Below are 14,904 nucleotides of genomic sequence, written 5' to 3'. Positions count from 1 at the left end.
TACTAGTGTTCCGTTCAGTCTATAATGCCAATTCCGTTATTCCCCTTTATCCACTCTACCACGGAGGCGGATAAGGCGGTAGTGCCGTCTGTCCGGATCGTGACAGACAGGAGATAAGAAGTACCGGGGGCGGAACGGTTATTTTCTTCATGAAACACAATCGGCAATTGCCTATAGTGTCTCCGGTTTTCCAGGCTGTCTTGCAACGTGATTGTCATACTAAGGTGAACCGCCGGCTGAACCATAACGGTTTCCGGTATCTCCGTCCAGGCAGTGTCGAGCTTCTGAAGCATATCCCCGGGACGGTTCACTGCCATTATCAAGCCGTTATCTCCACCGAACGACAAAGACTTATCAGCCAAAGACAAAGAAACGACCTGCTTTACACCATCAATGACTATCTCACGCAGTTTCCAGCCTCCGGCTATTCCTTTTTCGTCGAGACGTAACCTGAAACGAAGCTGTGTCAGCAAATGCACAAATCCGAAGGATTTCGTATCCTGCCAGAACATATCTGTCAGACAACCGTGTTGTTCGTCAGTTGCAATAATATCCCGCTGTCCGTCCATTGGATAAGCAATAGTCATACGATCGGTCAACCTCCCTTCCGGAGCAAATCCGCGGAGAAAAACAGAACTGTTATCAGCCGGATAATACTTCGGCTTTGTAAGGGCAGTACTACCGTTCTTTCCTATATATGCTTTCCAAATCTCCTGATATTTTCCTGATTCATTTCCTTTGACAAAAAATACGGAATCCGGAAAAACCGATACTTCTCCTGACAAGCTTTCAGCATAAGAATGAAGTATCAGCTCTTTTTTACTTTCAGGCCGGTTAACATCCACCTGTCCGGAGTCATTGTCATCCGAGCATCCGGCCGCCCCCCCCAACAGGTAAAGCAACATCATGCTACGCAACATCCCATATCTAAAATCCATTCCCCTATACATTATATATATATTCTTTATTACCTATCAATTGCCGGGAGCATCTACTTCGCCTGTCCCTTCTTTCCAGCCAACGTTGGTAACGACCATACCGTTAATCTCATCGTATGCTATTTCGAGATCGAGAACAATACGAACAGCCAGTGTCGCTTCAAAAGCATCGTTAATAACTTCCGTTATATTCGTAAACGAAGTAATCTCCTTATCATCAGATGTTTTCAGTGTAAGATAGATATCGACATCGGTATAGCTGCCTTCATCTACTCCGGATACTCCAAACAGGTTGAGGGAAGAGTTGTAAACCCCTGTTGCACCCGGCTGTGTTCCAAAAGCCATGGAAGCCGGCTTGTCAAACAAGAGTTTTCCGGTAGGGATATGGATTTCAGAAGAAATCCCGGTTAATAGGCCTGTCAAACTCTCTATCCGGTCCTCTCCCCCACCTGTTATTTTAATATTAAGTTCTAATATTCTGACCAGGCTTACCGGAAACAGTTCCTTTGTTACCGCCCTGAACCCTCCTATGTTGGAAAGTTCATCCCCCGTTCCGTACAAATAGCCGGGTTGTGCGACCTGTATATCCGATGATTTCATGGCAGATACCTGACGGGCTATTCCGCAGGAGTTTTCATATCCTTTGTTCATCTCAAGCAATACACTCTTATCATCCGCAGCACAAACCACTATCCCATAGTTGCCGGAAGGCAACGTCCCTTCGTACCCCGATGATTGTCCCTGACGAATGATCGGACGATCTGCACCGTCTTTATAAAAATAATAAGTCATAACAGAGGGATGATCTTTATCCTGCCAGTTCAGCGACAAGCGGATTTTTCCATTCTTCGCCCAGTCTTCGTCGGTCAGGCGATAAGTACAAGCCGGCAAAAGGACTATACATACGATTGCCACGACCTTTATACATTTTATATATTGCTGTTTTTTCATCTTAGCTTTCTCCTTATCTGGTTTGAAAACGATATACTAAACTGATATTGAAACCAAGCATAAAGCCTGTAGACGAAAAGCGCGTTTCAAGATAGTTCTTTGCATCTGCATTATCATAACGGTATTTCTTTCCATCATAAACAGAGCGGTAACCGGCCGACAGGCTCGCTTCCGTACAAAAACCGGCACCAAGCGGGATCAGGCAACCCACCGACGCCCCCAATGAGATAAACCGCCCCGTACGACCATACAAATTATCCGGAGCTTTACTGATAAGATCTCCTCTTACGTCAAAATCTCCATATTGGAAGAACAACCCGGTATTCAACCAGCGATATTCGTCGACCGCCAACGGCCAGACCTTTGGAGAGAGAGTAACAGACGATATCGCCCAATGATCTTTCGTTTTATCTTTATATGCAAAGTCTGCATACATACCGGCCAGTGCCACCGACCAACGTCTGCCAAAATAATATTCCACCTCCAGGTTCGGCATAAACGCCCCGGTAACTATTTGTTCATCGCCTACTCCCAATAACATGGAAGGCGCCACCGTTGCCCAGGGAAGCAGATTTGTCTTTATAGCCAGTCCTTGCTCCATCAAACCCGACACCGGTTTCTTTGTCTTTTGCAACGTTTTCTTTTCCGGGGTTGACTTTCGTTTTACAACTACCGGAGCAGCTTCTTCTTCTATAAACGATTCTTCTTCCGGCGGATCTTGCCTGGCAATTTCTCTCTGTACCCGACGTGCCGTTGTTATGACCTGCCCCGTTTCTACAGTAGCCAGCCGGTAATCTTCCAATTCGGAACGATCGAACAACGGATCGGTTATTACGTAAACTTTACGCTCATAACCACCAGAGCTACCCCGCGAATATAGATTCACAAAAGGCACAGCTCCATAACGGTTCACGGCAGCAGCAACAGCATTCGGATAACTGCTTTCACTGCAGCTGATTTCCTGATTGGCAAACCACGGCAGCGGAGCATGTACCTGATAGACATGCACCTGGTCTAGGTAATCGCCACTACGGTCTATATAGAAAGCAATACATTCGTGAGGGATATTCAGCTTTGACTTAAGATAAGCCCGTATACGGCTGGCACGAAGGGAAGCTTCATTGATTACGGTTTCGTCAGTATTATTATACGAACTTACATGAGCTACGATCAACAGATGATATTCTCCTCCCAGCAGTTTAGTACGGGAAGCTGTCAGCGATTCATTCATATGTTGAAGATAATAGGCATTATCACCGTAATCGACCAGAAACAGATCCTTCTCTTCAACGAAAGAAAACAGAAACGACTCCGCTTTCGTATAAGATCTGGTTGTCTGGGCATTTGCTCCCGGCATAAACAAGCTACAAAGTATAAACACACAAAGTACAGTCTTTACTATCCTTCCGGATTTTCGTTGTTTCATATCATGCATACTACCACTCAGTTTAATTATCATTGTTACTTATTTCCCTTACCCTTATTTATGTAATAAGGAATTAAGGCAAAAAACAACTTCTTTAAAGAGGGGATTTTGTCATTTTCAAGTCACAAATAAGAGAGGATTGAAGTCTTTTAAAGGTCTTTTCGGGGAAAAACAGACAGCAATGAAAATGTTTTTTTCCCAATGGATATTAAAGAGATGGCAGCCCCACCCCGTCTCATGTATCACTACAGGAAAATATCCATCGGATTAGTTAAAAACAGGCTATTATGCAAATTTATGTTAAATAAATATGTTTATTTTATCAAAAGAATAACAACTCCTTGTTTTTCATTCGCATTCTTTCTATGTTTGTGGAGTCTTTTATCACATTTTATTATTTATACATGATCTAAAGGACTGTATATGAGATGAAAAAGGGCATTTTACCTTATTACATAAATAAGGTTATCTCTCACGCTCGGAGTATATCCTCTATACCACTGGTTACTAAACTATTAGCCTCTCCTACTTTATCAGCATCAAAAGCAGTAAGATAAATACTCGTCATCTTTTCAGAAGAATGTCCGAGGGCTTGGCTAATGATAGCAATCGGTATTCCACGGTGGTAAGCCTCAGAAGCCCACGCATGGCGGAAGACATAAGTAGTTAACGGATCCACCAATCCCAGTTCGAGACGAATCTGATCCAAGTGACGATTTTCGGTCGCAAGACAGTATTTATACTGTTCGTGCGTGGCGCCTTCCTGCAAAACGGGAAAAAGATACGGTGCATCGGTACGGCTGTAACGGTCGACCAGCAACTGCATACCCGGAGAAACCTCCATCTGGATCAATACATTCGTTTTCTGACGGCGATACGACAGTACTTTACCGCCTTCAATCAGGTTATCCTGTGTCAGATGCACGATATCCACAAAAGGCATACCGCAAGCCATAAAAGAAAACAACGCCATATCGGCAGCCAACTGTTTCTCCGGCTCATCCTTCAAATCCAGCGAAGCGATATTTTTGATCACGTCGACCGGTACGGCCCGCTTTTGCGTATCCTCCCGCTTTAAACAGATACCCACAAACGGTGACTCGCTCGGCCGCCCTTTCCAACCCAAACAGGCACGGTTATACATCGCACGAAGATTGCTAAGATAGCTGTTCACACTATTCACCCGCAGCCCTTTCTTACGTAGCCAGTCCTGAAAATTATGTACCATAACAGGGGTTACTGCTTTCAAAGAGAGTTCCCGACCGCCATTAAAGCTTTTGAAATGGTTCCGCACAGCCCGATACAGATCGGCCGTGCTCTCGTTACCCTCAGAACGTTTTTCCTCTTCCTGCAGCTTCATTTCATCACAAAACACTTTGTTTTTCATATCATTTCAAATTAAAAAAAACAAAGATATAACAATTGCAGGGAATAAAAGTTATTCACCTCAGATTACAAAAAAGACAACAAAAAACGGCTTTTATCTTTCATAAAGTCCTAATTTTATAATTTTAGGCAACAGTAATTCACCTCCGACAAGGCGTTTAAGCTCTATACATGGCCTTTTTTCCACCCAAATTCATTCTTTCCTAAAATTCATCACAATCATTTTTTAAATCATCACAATAGTTTGAATAAACCATTGCAATGACTCCCGACACTTATCACAATAAAATCAGCAAATCATTGTAATCATTTTTTTAACACGCCTCCCCAAAAGGTCTGAACCACAAAAAACAACCTCCCGAAACGACAAAATCATCTAATCAACACGCTGGAAGTCCTTTCCGAACCGGCATTATCCGACTGACATATCGAAACCGATTAGCCGTCTTAACTATCACACATCCGATAATCATTACAATGATCTTTTCTCCCTCTTGCCAAACGTTACTATAAAACAACAAACATACTCAATCCGCTATTTCTTAACTCCGGCTCAGACGGATATAACAATCCCCTAACCTCTACGCTCACGTACAGAGCCAAGAAATCAGGGGATTATTGACAAAATGACAATTTGATAGAACTTCGTGACTAATCAATAATCACTCCACATGCAGTCTTATCGTTCCTTCAATCCTATCTCCCGTTTTCAAGGGTTTCCTGAAAGGGGCATAATAACTGTCCAGAAACATTTCGTTACCGGCGGTTACAAAATCGGCAATAAGGAAACGGATACGGTCTTTTTCTAACCATGAACGCCAGTGTTGCTGTCCGTTGGAAATAGTAGTCACCTTATTTCCATCCGGGGAGACAAGGCCGGCATACCATATATTCCGGCGGGTAGAACGGAAATCGTTACTTCCCAGCTCATTATAATCCATACTCCACGACCAGGCCGGTTCTACTCTCGGATCGATATGCGACGGCAGGCCTGAATAAAACAAGTCGGCCTCTCCCACCGGACGACTGATATGGTCTTCCGGATATACACTCCACAACCCATCGCGCCGCCAGAAAGTCTTATTAAAAGAAATAGGAGCCTCAAAAACCAGCCCCCATTGGCGGGGATTGACGTCTGCCAACGCATTGAACGAATACGTTACGGCAAGCTCCCCACTTGCATTTATATGCAGGGTATAGCTACCTTCAAATTCTTTATAGCTGCCTTTTACGGAAATAACGACATCATCAGCTACTTTTTTCGCATCAATTTCAACAACATTCCATTCCGTACAAATATCGTTAAACAAAGGAGTATTGGCATTATGATTCGGATAACAACCGCCACCATTCAATGGCAGAGCCATTAACCACGGACCACCGTTCAGTATTTCCTGTTTGCCGCGTTTTAAAGAAAGGACCTGTCCGGTTGTACGGCTCACCTCACAGGTAAAGTTCTTACCGGTAATATAATATTTATCGGCTCTTTTCTTCAACTGAGTGGCTACCGGCAATAATTCGGGTAACTCGTTTTGCACCTGCTTACCTACCGGAATAATATATTCGTCGGCTATGAAACCACGCGGGTCTGTAAACGACAGATAAAGTTCGTTTGCCTTATCCGGGGTTTCTATCGGAATTTGTATCCGTCCCAACTGTCCGGGAGCGATCGAAGCAAAGGATACACCTTGTTCCTCACCATACTTCCAGTTGATCTTCAACTCGTTGAAATCGGTATAAGTATACCGGTTTTCCAAATCGACAATCAGTTCACGGGCCGGAGATAGTTTTTCCGTATGCACGCGGATCGGGCTGTATATCTTCTTCATATCATAATATTCAGGTTTCGGGCGACGCCAGCCGTCGATCGGTCCCCAAGGGCCGTATCCTACGGCATCCCCGTTCGGTAACTGGAATATATCATCGATGCCCGACCAGATAGAACCTCCCAATACACCAGGGGTCTTATACATATTATCCCATGTCGGCGACAATGCCAATGCCCAGTCGCTACGTATACCGGGGTCTGTCACCAATTCACTTCGGTTATATACATTCAAGTGACAATATTCGCCATACACCATCGGACGTTCGCTTTTGGCAGCGACTTTATAACCGTTGGGGCCCGGATAATGGATATTCGCTATCGGTGCCGTGCTTCCCTGGTTGTTGAAACCACCGTATGCCTGATCGTGAAAAGTATGCGGACGAGTGGGATCGGCCTTTTTTACATAGACTTCCACCTGTGCGAATTCCTTGTTCCAGTAAGATTCGTTTGCCATCGACCAGAAAAGAATAGACGGATGATTGCGATAAAACTGGATCGTTTCCATATTCGACTGCAATACATACGGATAATATTTACTATCCTGATAATCGAGTCCTTTCCAGGTTTCATTGGCGTGATGGCCTATCCAGCAAACGGGAGCTTCCACCTCGACAAACATTCCCAGTTCGTCGCAATACTCCAACAGTTCTTCACAGGGAGGATAATGCGAGGTGCGGATAAAGTTGCAGTTTGCAGCGCGATAGAGTTCCACGTCTTTCTGTTCCAGCTCAGGGGTCAGTACACGTCCGGTCAGCGGATGGGCTTCGTGGTGGCAGACACCTCTCAGTTTAACAGCCTTTCCGTTGACGAGCAACAGGTTGCCTTTTACTTCCACTTCGCGGAAGCCAAAACGTTTCTCAATCTGTTCCGTTGTAGCATCGGCAGAACCCAGTTCCACTTTCATCGTATACAAATTAGGATGTTCGTTATCCCATTTCCGCGGGTCACTAACCTTCCCTGTCAGCCAACCCGTCCAGGTTTCGCCCGGGGCCAGTTGCGGAATTACCTGATCCAGTACGACGGGCAGTCCGGTGATAGACAAGCGTGCAGCCACATCCTTACCGGTTTTCTTTCCGGCATTTGTAACGGCCAGGTAAACTTTTAACTCTGCGTCTTTATACTGATCGTCGAGGTCGGTCACGATACGCAGATCGGAAATATGTATATCGGGTACGGCAAAAAGAGTGACCTTGCGGGTTATCCCTCCGATCTGGTGAGCGGCATACTGCGTCAGGCTACCCAGCATATCGGCCAGCGATTCGCTACGGACTTTCAGTGCTAATCTGTTTTCGCCCTGTTGCAAAGCGGCGGTCGCATCCAGTTCAAACGCAGTCATACCTCCCATATGAGCTCCTATCTCTTTTCCATTTAACCAGACCACGCATTCGCTGGATACACCGTCGAAACGCAGTTTCACCTGTTTGCCACTCCAGTCTGCAGGCAACGTAAACGTTGTCTGATAACCGCCAAAGCCGGCAGAATCCACTTCAAAACCCTGCATCGACCATTGTCCGGGAACCACGATCGACTTCCAGTCTTCATCCGCCTTACGGGTATAAAAGTCTGCCTTCGGGGCCGGGTTGAACAGCCAGGAACCGTTCAGTGAAAGTACCGGATTATACACGCCCGGGACACTATAAGGTATCGCAGTATATACAGGCAGATGCTCTTCCGCATTCACATTCATGTCTATTTCATACGTTTGGGTATTTACCAAAGCTTTTTTCTGTTCACCTTCGAACGGGATCGGTTTCTTCGGGTTTGAAGAATAGAGGTTCAACTCCGACACAATAGCATTCGGCCCTTTCAATACATCGAATATCAGTACCAGCTGACCGTAGGCAAATGCTTTCTTCGGCAGGTCGATCTTATAACGTTGTTCCTTTCCGGCTTCAAGGGTAACAGGAGCCTGTACCTCATTTCCATCGGCAACGATCCGTTGACGGCGTTCGCTGTCAGCCAGATAAACGACTTCCAGTTGATAATCCGCCTGTATATCCATCCGGTCGAAAGCATAGACAACGGTTCCACCGAAATTGCAGGTCTTTGCCGCTACGCTTCCGTCTATCCCGTCAGGCATCGTATAGTTATCGCCTTTTACCAAAAACGGCTGTTTACCGTCCACACCACAATTATTTGTTGCTACCTGGTGTAGCTTAGTCGTTTGGGCACTCATCGTTACAATACAAAGCAACAAGATCAGAGTACTCAGAACAGGCTTTCTATGCCTGGATCGTTCAAGGTTATTCATTCTGTTTCCATTTAATTTATTCTACTGCAATATTACGAACTTCCGGTGAATCCTTTCTTATAAGAAGATAACTGATTGAAAAAACGTAGGGAACAAATAGAAAAGAAAAGTAGACAAAACGGAACTTCCTCTGTCAGATACAACTTCATATCTGCCTGTTAAAGTTATTTCAGGAGGATTGTTTTCTACTTTAACCTTCCAGATGTTTTCCGACAACAAAGAGGTTTCGCACTTTGTTATACCATAAGAAAAGCAAACGATCATGAGAAAAGTATTATCCATCATTATCCCTATTCTGGTTTGTTTCTTTATAGGGCTTACTGCCAGCTACTTTCAGGCTGACGCAATAAAGAACTGGTATCCGACTTTAATCAAGCCGGCACTCACCCCTCCTAATATCGTCTTTCCAATAGCCTGGAGTATCATTTATTTATGTATGGGCATCTCGATCGGACTGATCATTAATTCAGCAATAGAACAAAAGCAATTCTTTGTGAAAGTATTCATCATGCAGTTGTTCTTCAACTTTACATGGAGCATCGGCTTCTTCTATTTCCAGAATCCGCTTATCGGATTCATCAACATCCTATTGCTCGATATATTCGTTATCAACTACACCCTAAAGAGTTACCCCGTAAACAAGGTAAGCTCTCTTTTATTCATCCCCTATGTAATATGGCTACTATTCGCTACCTATCTGAATGGGTATGTGCTGATGTATAATTAATCCAAATTATACAACTTCAACTTATTATAAAGCGTCTTCCGGTCTATGCCCAACAGTTGGGCGGCGCGGGTTTTGTTGTTGTTGGATTCCTGAAGGGCTCGTTTGATCAATTCACATTCGTGGGTTTCGTCCTTCAGAAGGATACGGATGTCCCTCTCCGGAGCTTCCGTCAACTCTTCGGGAAGTTCGCGGCGGGTGATATACCGGCCGGTAGCCAAAAGGGTAGCATACTTGATGACGTTTTTCATCTGGCGCAGGTTACCCGGCCATGAATACGACTGGAAGAGACGGATCGTCTCGCCGTCGAAACCGATAATGTCTTTCTGAAGTTCCGCATTCGCCTGATCGAGGAAATTATTAGCAAAAAGCAACAAATCTTCTTTCCGCTCTTTCAGATCCGGAATACGGATGGTAAACTCATTGATACGATGATAGAGGTCTTCCCGGAAATCTCCTTTTTCAATAGCAGTACGAAGATTTTCGTTCGTGGCCGAAATCAACCGGACGTTAATGGCGATCTCCTCATTACTACCGATCGGTTTGACCTTGCGCTCCTGCAAGGCACGAAGTAACTGCACCTGCACCTCATAGGTCAGGTTACCGATTTCATCCAGGAAGATCGTTCCTCCATGAGCAGCAACAAAAGCACCGGTCTTATTATCTATTGCGCCGGTAAATGATCCCTTCACATGACCGAAAAACTCTGAAGCCGCCAGATCTTTAGGAATCGCCCCGCAATCGACAGCGATAAACGAAGCTTTACTACGGTTACTTAATTCGTGAATACGGCGGGCTATATATTCTTTACCTGTTCCGCTCGCCCCGGTGATTAGTACGGACATATCCGTCGGAGCTACCAGACGGACATGATCGAACAACTGACGGGCAGCAAGGCTCTGTCCCTCAATATAAGTGTTTCCTTCCGATGATTTTTTTGCAACCGGATGTTCCGCCGCAGGTGCTTTTACTACCTCACGGATCTTACCCAGCAACTCTTCCGGATTCAGCGGCTTGGCTATATAATCGGATGCCCCCAATTTGATGGCCTGCACAGCGGTCTGTATCTCCGCATAGCTCGTCATCATGATCAGAGGTAAAGAGTTGTATTTTTCCTTTACCCATTTCAATAAGTCGATCCCATCACCGTCCGGCAAACGCAGATCCGACAAGATCAGGTCGTAGCTGGCACTCTCAATCTGGCGCTTTGCCTCCGAAACCGAGCTTAATGCCTTAACCTCAAAGCCTTTCTTCCCTAACCAGGTCGTGAGCATCAAAGAAAAAGTTATATCATCTTCAACTATAAGAACTGATGGCATACTTAAATTATATTTAAACCGTAGGCAAAGATATATATTTTAAGTATAAATCAGGAACAAATCCAGGTCGCTTTACGCCAGGCCCCTTCGAACGGCCCCTGTTTATGATTCTTTAACCACCAATGACAAAATCCCAGTTGAAGGACAAACAGCAAGATGCCGACTCCGAAACTAGCTGCGACTCCCAACACATTGTACAGCGACAGGCCATAGCCGAAATAGATAAATGTCCCTATAACAGACTGGCTCAAATAGTTAGTCAGACTCATCTTTCCATAAGGTACCAGAATAGATAATACTTTATGACCGGATACCCGTTGCCACAGGAAGACAAAGAGGGCGACCAGTACACACATGAATGAGAAATTACGGAAAGAGGAAACGATCGTATTCATTGGAGACAACATACTCTTATTTGTTAACAGTTCCGGTAAAGCAGCCGTCAGATAATAAAGAGGAATAAAACAAACAAATCCGATCAGCAACGTACGAAGCCAGAATTTACGGTTCTCCGATAAATGGACAAACAGCCGGCGACGCCCGATCAACATACCTATAAGGAAAAGGGAAGCTGTCTGGAAGAAACGGCCATGGCTCCATCCCCACAACAGGCTGAAAAGCTGTCCATCCCACAGATTCGACTTCACCATTGCCCAGAAATCGGGCTGGCTCAGAAAGGGATACATATTTTTATGATGTACCAGCCATTGCCCCGGCGTAGCCACATACTCCGGATTATTCATCGCATAGAAAAACTTTGCCCACTCTACAGGCTGAAGCATCAATATAATAGCCGTTATCAATACAGCCCTGTCGCTCCACCGGCAGACCGGGATAAGAACAACACCTACTATAGCATACAAGACAAGGATATCTCCGGGGAAAAATGCACCGTTGAAACAGCCGATCAGGAAAAGCAGGAACAATCGCCACAGGAAACGCAAGCGGAAGTCTTTTCCTTTTTTGGCCTGGTTGTTATATTGAATGAAAAAGCTAAAACCGAATAAGAGGGAAAAGATCGCATACGCTTTTCCGCTGAAAAGGAAAAACAGCGTATCCCAGACATTCGTGTTTAGCGACTTCATGAACTCGGAAGTAGCTTCCGGGAATTCGTAGAAATTAAAATGTTCGATATTATGTAAAAACATAATTGCCATAACGGCAAAACCTCGTAGTGCGTCGACTACTTCAATGCGTGCCGGCTTGAGTGGCATTTCATCCTCCATGGTATTCTATTGGTCTTTTTTTATTAATGAGCGCAAATTTAGCAAACAAACTTACACCAAACAAAAAAAGCACCCCCAACAGATGCTTTTTTTGTTTTGCAGACTTAATAGAATACTCAGAAATAATCTTTTTTGCTTTAAACGGTTTAAATGTAGAAACGTCCACTTACGATTCTGATAATAGGAGTACGAAATTCATGCCAAAGTCTGCAAAAGAGCTTCGTTGATTTCATAAACTCTTATAACTTAACAGAAAAGGAAGATAAAATGTTCTAACAAACAGGAATATTAAAACAATATAGTTGTAGAAAAGAGGACACAATTGTAGAAAAAATCCACAATTTCATACCCCGTTTTGACACAGGGGGAAGGTCTGTATCAGGCTGGTAGCCTGGGCTATGATATTTTTTATTTCGGCGATTACTTCGGAAAGCTGGTTTCTCCACTCTTCCTCCGCCATGGACTGTGCATTTTTTTCTATCGATCTTAGCTTTTCGACCAGGGAGGTTGCTCCCAACATGGTAAACAACGGGACCATTTTATGGGAAAGTCTTGCCGATTGCTCCCGGTTGCCTTCATTCAAACTGGCTTCCAACAAATCATTGCTCTTTCCTGTCTCATAGATGAAAGTAGATAATATGGAATTGGACGCATCCTTGTCTTCGCCGGCAAACGCTGTAAGCGAATCGAATTTAAACTCTGTCGTCACTTCTATTTTTGTCGAAAGCAACTTATTCAATAACGTAATCAGCTGGCGAGCCGTAAAAGGTTTGTTCAAAAAGCCTGTAAAACCGGATTCCAGATAATGATCGTGCTCATTTTCCACACTGGCAGAAAGGGCGATTACCGGGATCTTATCCATCCCCTGCATATAGGAAGAACGTATCTGCGCAAGCAGTTGGAAACCATCCATTCCGGGCATCTGTATATCCGTAATAATAACATCGAACGTATTTTTCTCCAATAAACCGGTTACGGCAAACGGATCGGTACAGCTTATCACTTCCACATGGTTCTGGCGCAAATATTCTTCTGTAAGGGCCAGTTGCAACGGGTCGTCGTCCACCAGCAGGCAGTAAATATCGCGTCCGGAAAATACGGGTGTTACAAGTTTGGCTACCGATTCTTCGGCAGCAGGAAGCACCTGCACATCTGCCACGGTCATCGGAAGCTCGATCGTAAAATCACACCCTTTGCCGACAATGCTCTTTAGCGAAAGAGAACCACCCATCAAGACTGTCATCTTTCGGGTGATGGATAACCCCAGACCGAACCCTTCCGCCTTTTCGCTTACGGAGAGACGGGTAAATTCACCAAAAATACGCTCCTGCTCTTCCTCCGGGATACCGGGACCGGAATCGCTCACAATCACATTCAACTGCGCGCTGTTGCCGATAAGGACATTGACGGAGACAACCATCACAACCCTTCCTTCGCGGGTAAACTTGATGGCATTCGACAGCAGGTTGCCTACCACCTGGCGAATACGGATAGGATCGCTGACATACAACTTATCGCTACCCTCCTCTTTCAGGTTCAAGACAAATTCCAGCGACTTCGCTTCGGCTATCGGGCGGAAACTGGTATAGATCTCATTGAACAAAGTCGACACGCTAAATGGTATCTGCTGTATCTCCATCTGTCCGGATTCAAGACGATGGAAATCCAATAAGTCGTTCACCAGAGAAAGGATATGCCCAGCCGATCCGGACATGTTTTCCAGATAATATTGCTGCCTTTCGTCGGGATGCCTTCTCATCAACAGGTCTATATAACCGATGATAGACGAGAGCGGGGCACGGATATCATGACTGATCGTCAGCATCATCTTCTCCCGGCTGTGGAGCAGGTCCTCCGCATATTGCTTGGCCTTTTCCAACTGCATCCGGTAGTACTTACTTTTCGATATATCCCGCGTGATCATGAATATGAAGATGATCAGTACAACAACCGCAACAATGGCAATACCGGCAATCGATCTGGATGTATCACGCAGCAGTTCCTGTTTGTTCTGCATACGCTCAATCGATACATTCACTTCCTCTTCTTCTATATCACGCAGAATCTGGTTGATTTTGCTGGTTATGACACTATTATTATAACGTAGGTTAGCCGCACGGTCGAGCAACTGTTCAACCAGTAACTTACGTTGTCCGGCTACACTGTCCTGCAAGCTTTTCAGGACACTTACAATTGTATCGGAAGGATTGTAGGCCGTTACCAAAGTATCGGTCACGACCTGGCGGGTGGTATTGACAATAATACTGGTGTCTGCCTTACCCGGTGAAAAAGCATCGGCCAGACGACGGAAAAAACCTTTGGTTTTCTTAGGAGATAAAACAGTATCCTGCTTGATAACGACATGTTCTTTGATCTCCTTCTGTTCGATAATCGTATCCTGTTCAGCTATGACCTTTTCTATATTGACCGTATACAAATGTTCTACATTAGTTTCTTTCCATGTTTCGAGCAAGCGTTTTGTATTCAGTCGTTTCCGCCTGAGTAGCATATCGATCGTGTCGATCTTCAGCAACTGGACGGAATCTGTAATCAGTACCCGTAAAGAATCCATGTTGCGATGCGCCTTATTCAGAGTTCTGTTAAAGTGGGCTACATCATTTTGAGGCATGCCAATAAGTTGCCCCATCGCTTCGCTTTCGTAAAGAAGAGATAAAGTATTCGTCACAAGATAAACTTTCTGACGGGCTTTGCTGTCAGGTTCTTCTTCACCTGCCACCTGTTCCACGATCTGATAGATATAGATAACCGAACATACTGCAATTGTTACCAATAGCAGATATCCTATGATCACTTTGAGAGTTATATGTCCACTTTGTTCAGCCACGGAACAAAGA

General features: G+C 44.7%; 9 protein-coding genes. 1 reads left to right on the top strand and 8 read right to left on the bottom strand.

Features of this window, described 5'->3' with window-relative positions:
* Positions 1-14: 14 nt before the first annotated feature.
* The 5 genes from M1P97_RS03490 to M1P97_RS03470 form a co-directional block, all read right to left on the bottom strand.
* The gene (locus tag M1P97_RS03490; RefSeq protein ID WP_249388374.1) at positions 15-938 is read right to left on the bottom strand and encodes a fimbrillin family protein; all 924 of its coding nucleotides are present in this window, start codon (positions 936-938) and stop codon (positions 15-17) included.
* 36 nt (positions 939-974) lie between these two features.
* Positions 975-1,889 (bottom strand): DUF5119 domain-containing protein, encoded by a 915-nt coding sequence (locus tag M1P97_RS03485; RefSeq protein WP_249388373.1) that lies wholly within the window; start codon positions 1,887-1,889, stop codon positions 975-977.
* Between the two features lie 13 nt (positions 1,890-1,902).
* The gene (locus tag M1P97_RS03480; RefSeq protein WP_229058447.1) at positions 1,903-3,315 is read right to left on the bottom strand and encodes a DUF3575 domain-containing protein; all 1,413 of its coding nucleotides are present in this window, start codon (positions 3,313-3,315) and stop codon (positions 1,903-1,905) included.
* 472 nt (positions 3,316-3,787) lie between these two features.
* Positions 3,788-4,702 carry a tyrosine-type recombinase/integrase gene (locus tag M1P97_RS03475; protein ID WP_249388372.1) on the bottom strand — a complete coding sequence of 305 codons (915 nt, stop codon included), beginning with the start codon at positions 4,700-4,702 and terminating at the stop codon, positions 3,788-3,790.
* 661 nt (positions 4,703-5,363) lie between these two features.
* Positions 5,364-8,780 carry a glycoside hydrolase family 2 protein gene (locus M1P97_RS03470; RefSeq protein WP_249388371.1) on the bottom strand — a complete coding sequence of 1,139 codons (3,417 nt, stop codon included), beginning with the start codon at positions 8,778-8,780 and terminating at the stop codon, positions 5,364-5,366.
* Positions 8,781-9,042: 262 nt separating this feature from the next.
* Between M1P97_RS03470 and M1P97_RS03465 the strand changes: the two genes are divergently transcribed.
* Complete coding sequence (locus M1P97_RS03465; protein WP_249388370.1) at positions 9,043-9,507, top strand: TspO/MBR family protein; 465 nt, start codon at positions 9,043-9,045, stop codon at positions 9,505-9,507.
* On the opposite strand, the gene M1P97_RS03460 is transcribed toward M1P97_RS03465, so the two are convergent.
* The 3 genes from M1P97_RS03460 to M1P97_RS03450 form a co-directional block, all read right to left on the bottom strand.
* Positions 9,504-10,823 carry a sigma-54-dependent transcriptional regulator gene (locus M1P97_RS03460; RefSeq protein WP_249388369.1) on the bottom strand — a complete coding sequence of 440 codons (1,320 nt, stop codon included), beginning with the start codon at positions 10,821-10,823 and terminating at the stop codon, positions 9,504-9,506. The two genes, M1P97_RS03465 and M1P97_RS03460, sit on opposite strands and share 4 nt — an antisense overlap.
* Positions 10,824-10,873: 50 nt before the next feature.
* Complete coding sequence (locus M1P97_RS03455) at positions 10,874-12,049, bottom strand: DUF418 domain-containing protein (RefSeq protein ID WP_249388368.1); 1,176 nt, start codon at positions 12,047-12,049, stop codon at positions 10,874-10,876.
* A 343-nt stretch (positions 12,050-12,392) separates the two neighbouring features.
* Positions 12,393-14,894 (bottom strand): hybrid sensor histidine kinase/response regulator, encoded by a 2,502-nt coding sequence (locus tag M1P97_RS03450; protein ID WP_249388367.1) that lies wholly within the window; start codon positions 14,892-14,894, stop codon positions 12,393-12,395.
* Positions 14,895-14,904 lie beyond the last annotated feature (10 nt).

The sequence above is a fragment of the Parabacteroides leei genome, from assembly GCF_023369805.1.
Lineage (GTDB): Bacteria > Bacteroidota > Bacteroidia > Bacteroidales > Tannerellaceae > Parabacteroides > Parabacteroides leei.
Note: the sequence above shows the minus strand (reverse complement) of the source record. Positions and strands in the feature narration are given on the sequence as shown.

What these genes read in the sequence shown, in the direction of transcription:
- M1P97_RS03455 (WP_249388368.1), bottom strand. Translation starts at nt 12,049, where the DNA reads ATGGAGGATGAAATGCCACTCAAGCCGGCACGCATTGAAGTAGTCGAC.
- M1P97_RS03460 (WP_249388369.1), bottom strand. Translation starts at nt 10,823, where the DNA reads ATGCCATCAGTTCTTATAGTTGAAGATGATATAACTTTTTCTTTGATG.
- M1P97_RS03470 (WP_249388371.1), bottom strand. Translation starts at nt 8,780, where the DNA reads ATGAATAACCTTGAACGATCCAGGCATAGAAAGCCTGTTCTGAGTACT.
- M1P97_RS03480 (WP_229058447.1), bottom strand. Translation starts at nt 3,315, where the DNA reads ATGAAACAACGAAAATCCGGAAGGATAGTAAAGACTGTACTTTGTGTG.
- M1P97_RS03485 (WP_249388373.1), bottom strand. Translation starts at nt 1,889, where the DNA reads ATGAAAAAACAGCAATATATAAAATGTATAAAGGTCGTGGCAATCGTA.
- M1P97_RS03490 (WP_249388374.1), bottom strand. Translation starts at nt 938, where the DNA reads ATGGATTTTAGATATGGGATGTTGCGTAGCATGATGTTGCTTTACCTG.
- M1P97_RS03475 (WP_249388372.1), bottom strand. Translation starts at nt 4,702, where the DNA reads ATGAAAAACAAAGTGTTTTGTGATGAAATGAAGCTGCAGGAAGAGGAA.
- M1P97_RS03465 (WP_249388370.1), top strand. Translation starts at nt 9,043, where the DNA reads ATGAGAAAAGTATTATCCATCATTATCCCTATTCTGGTTTGTTTCTTT.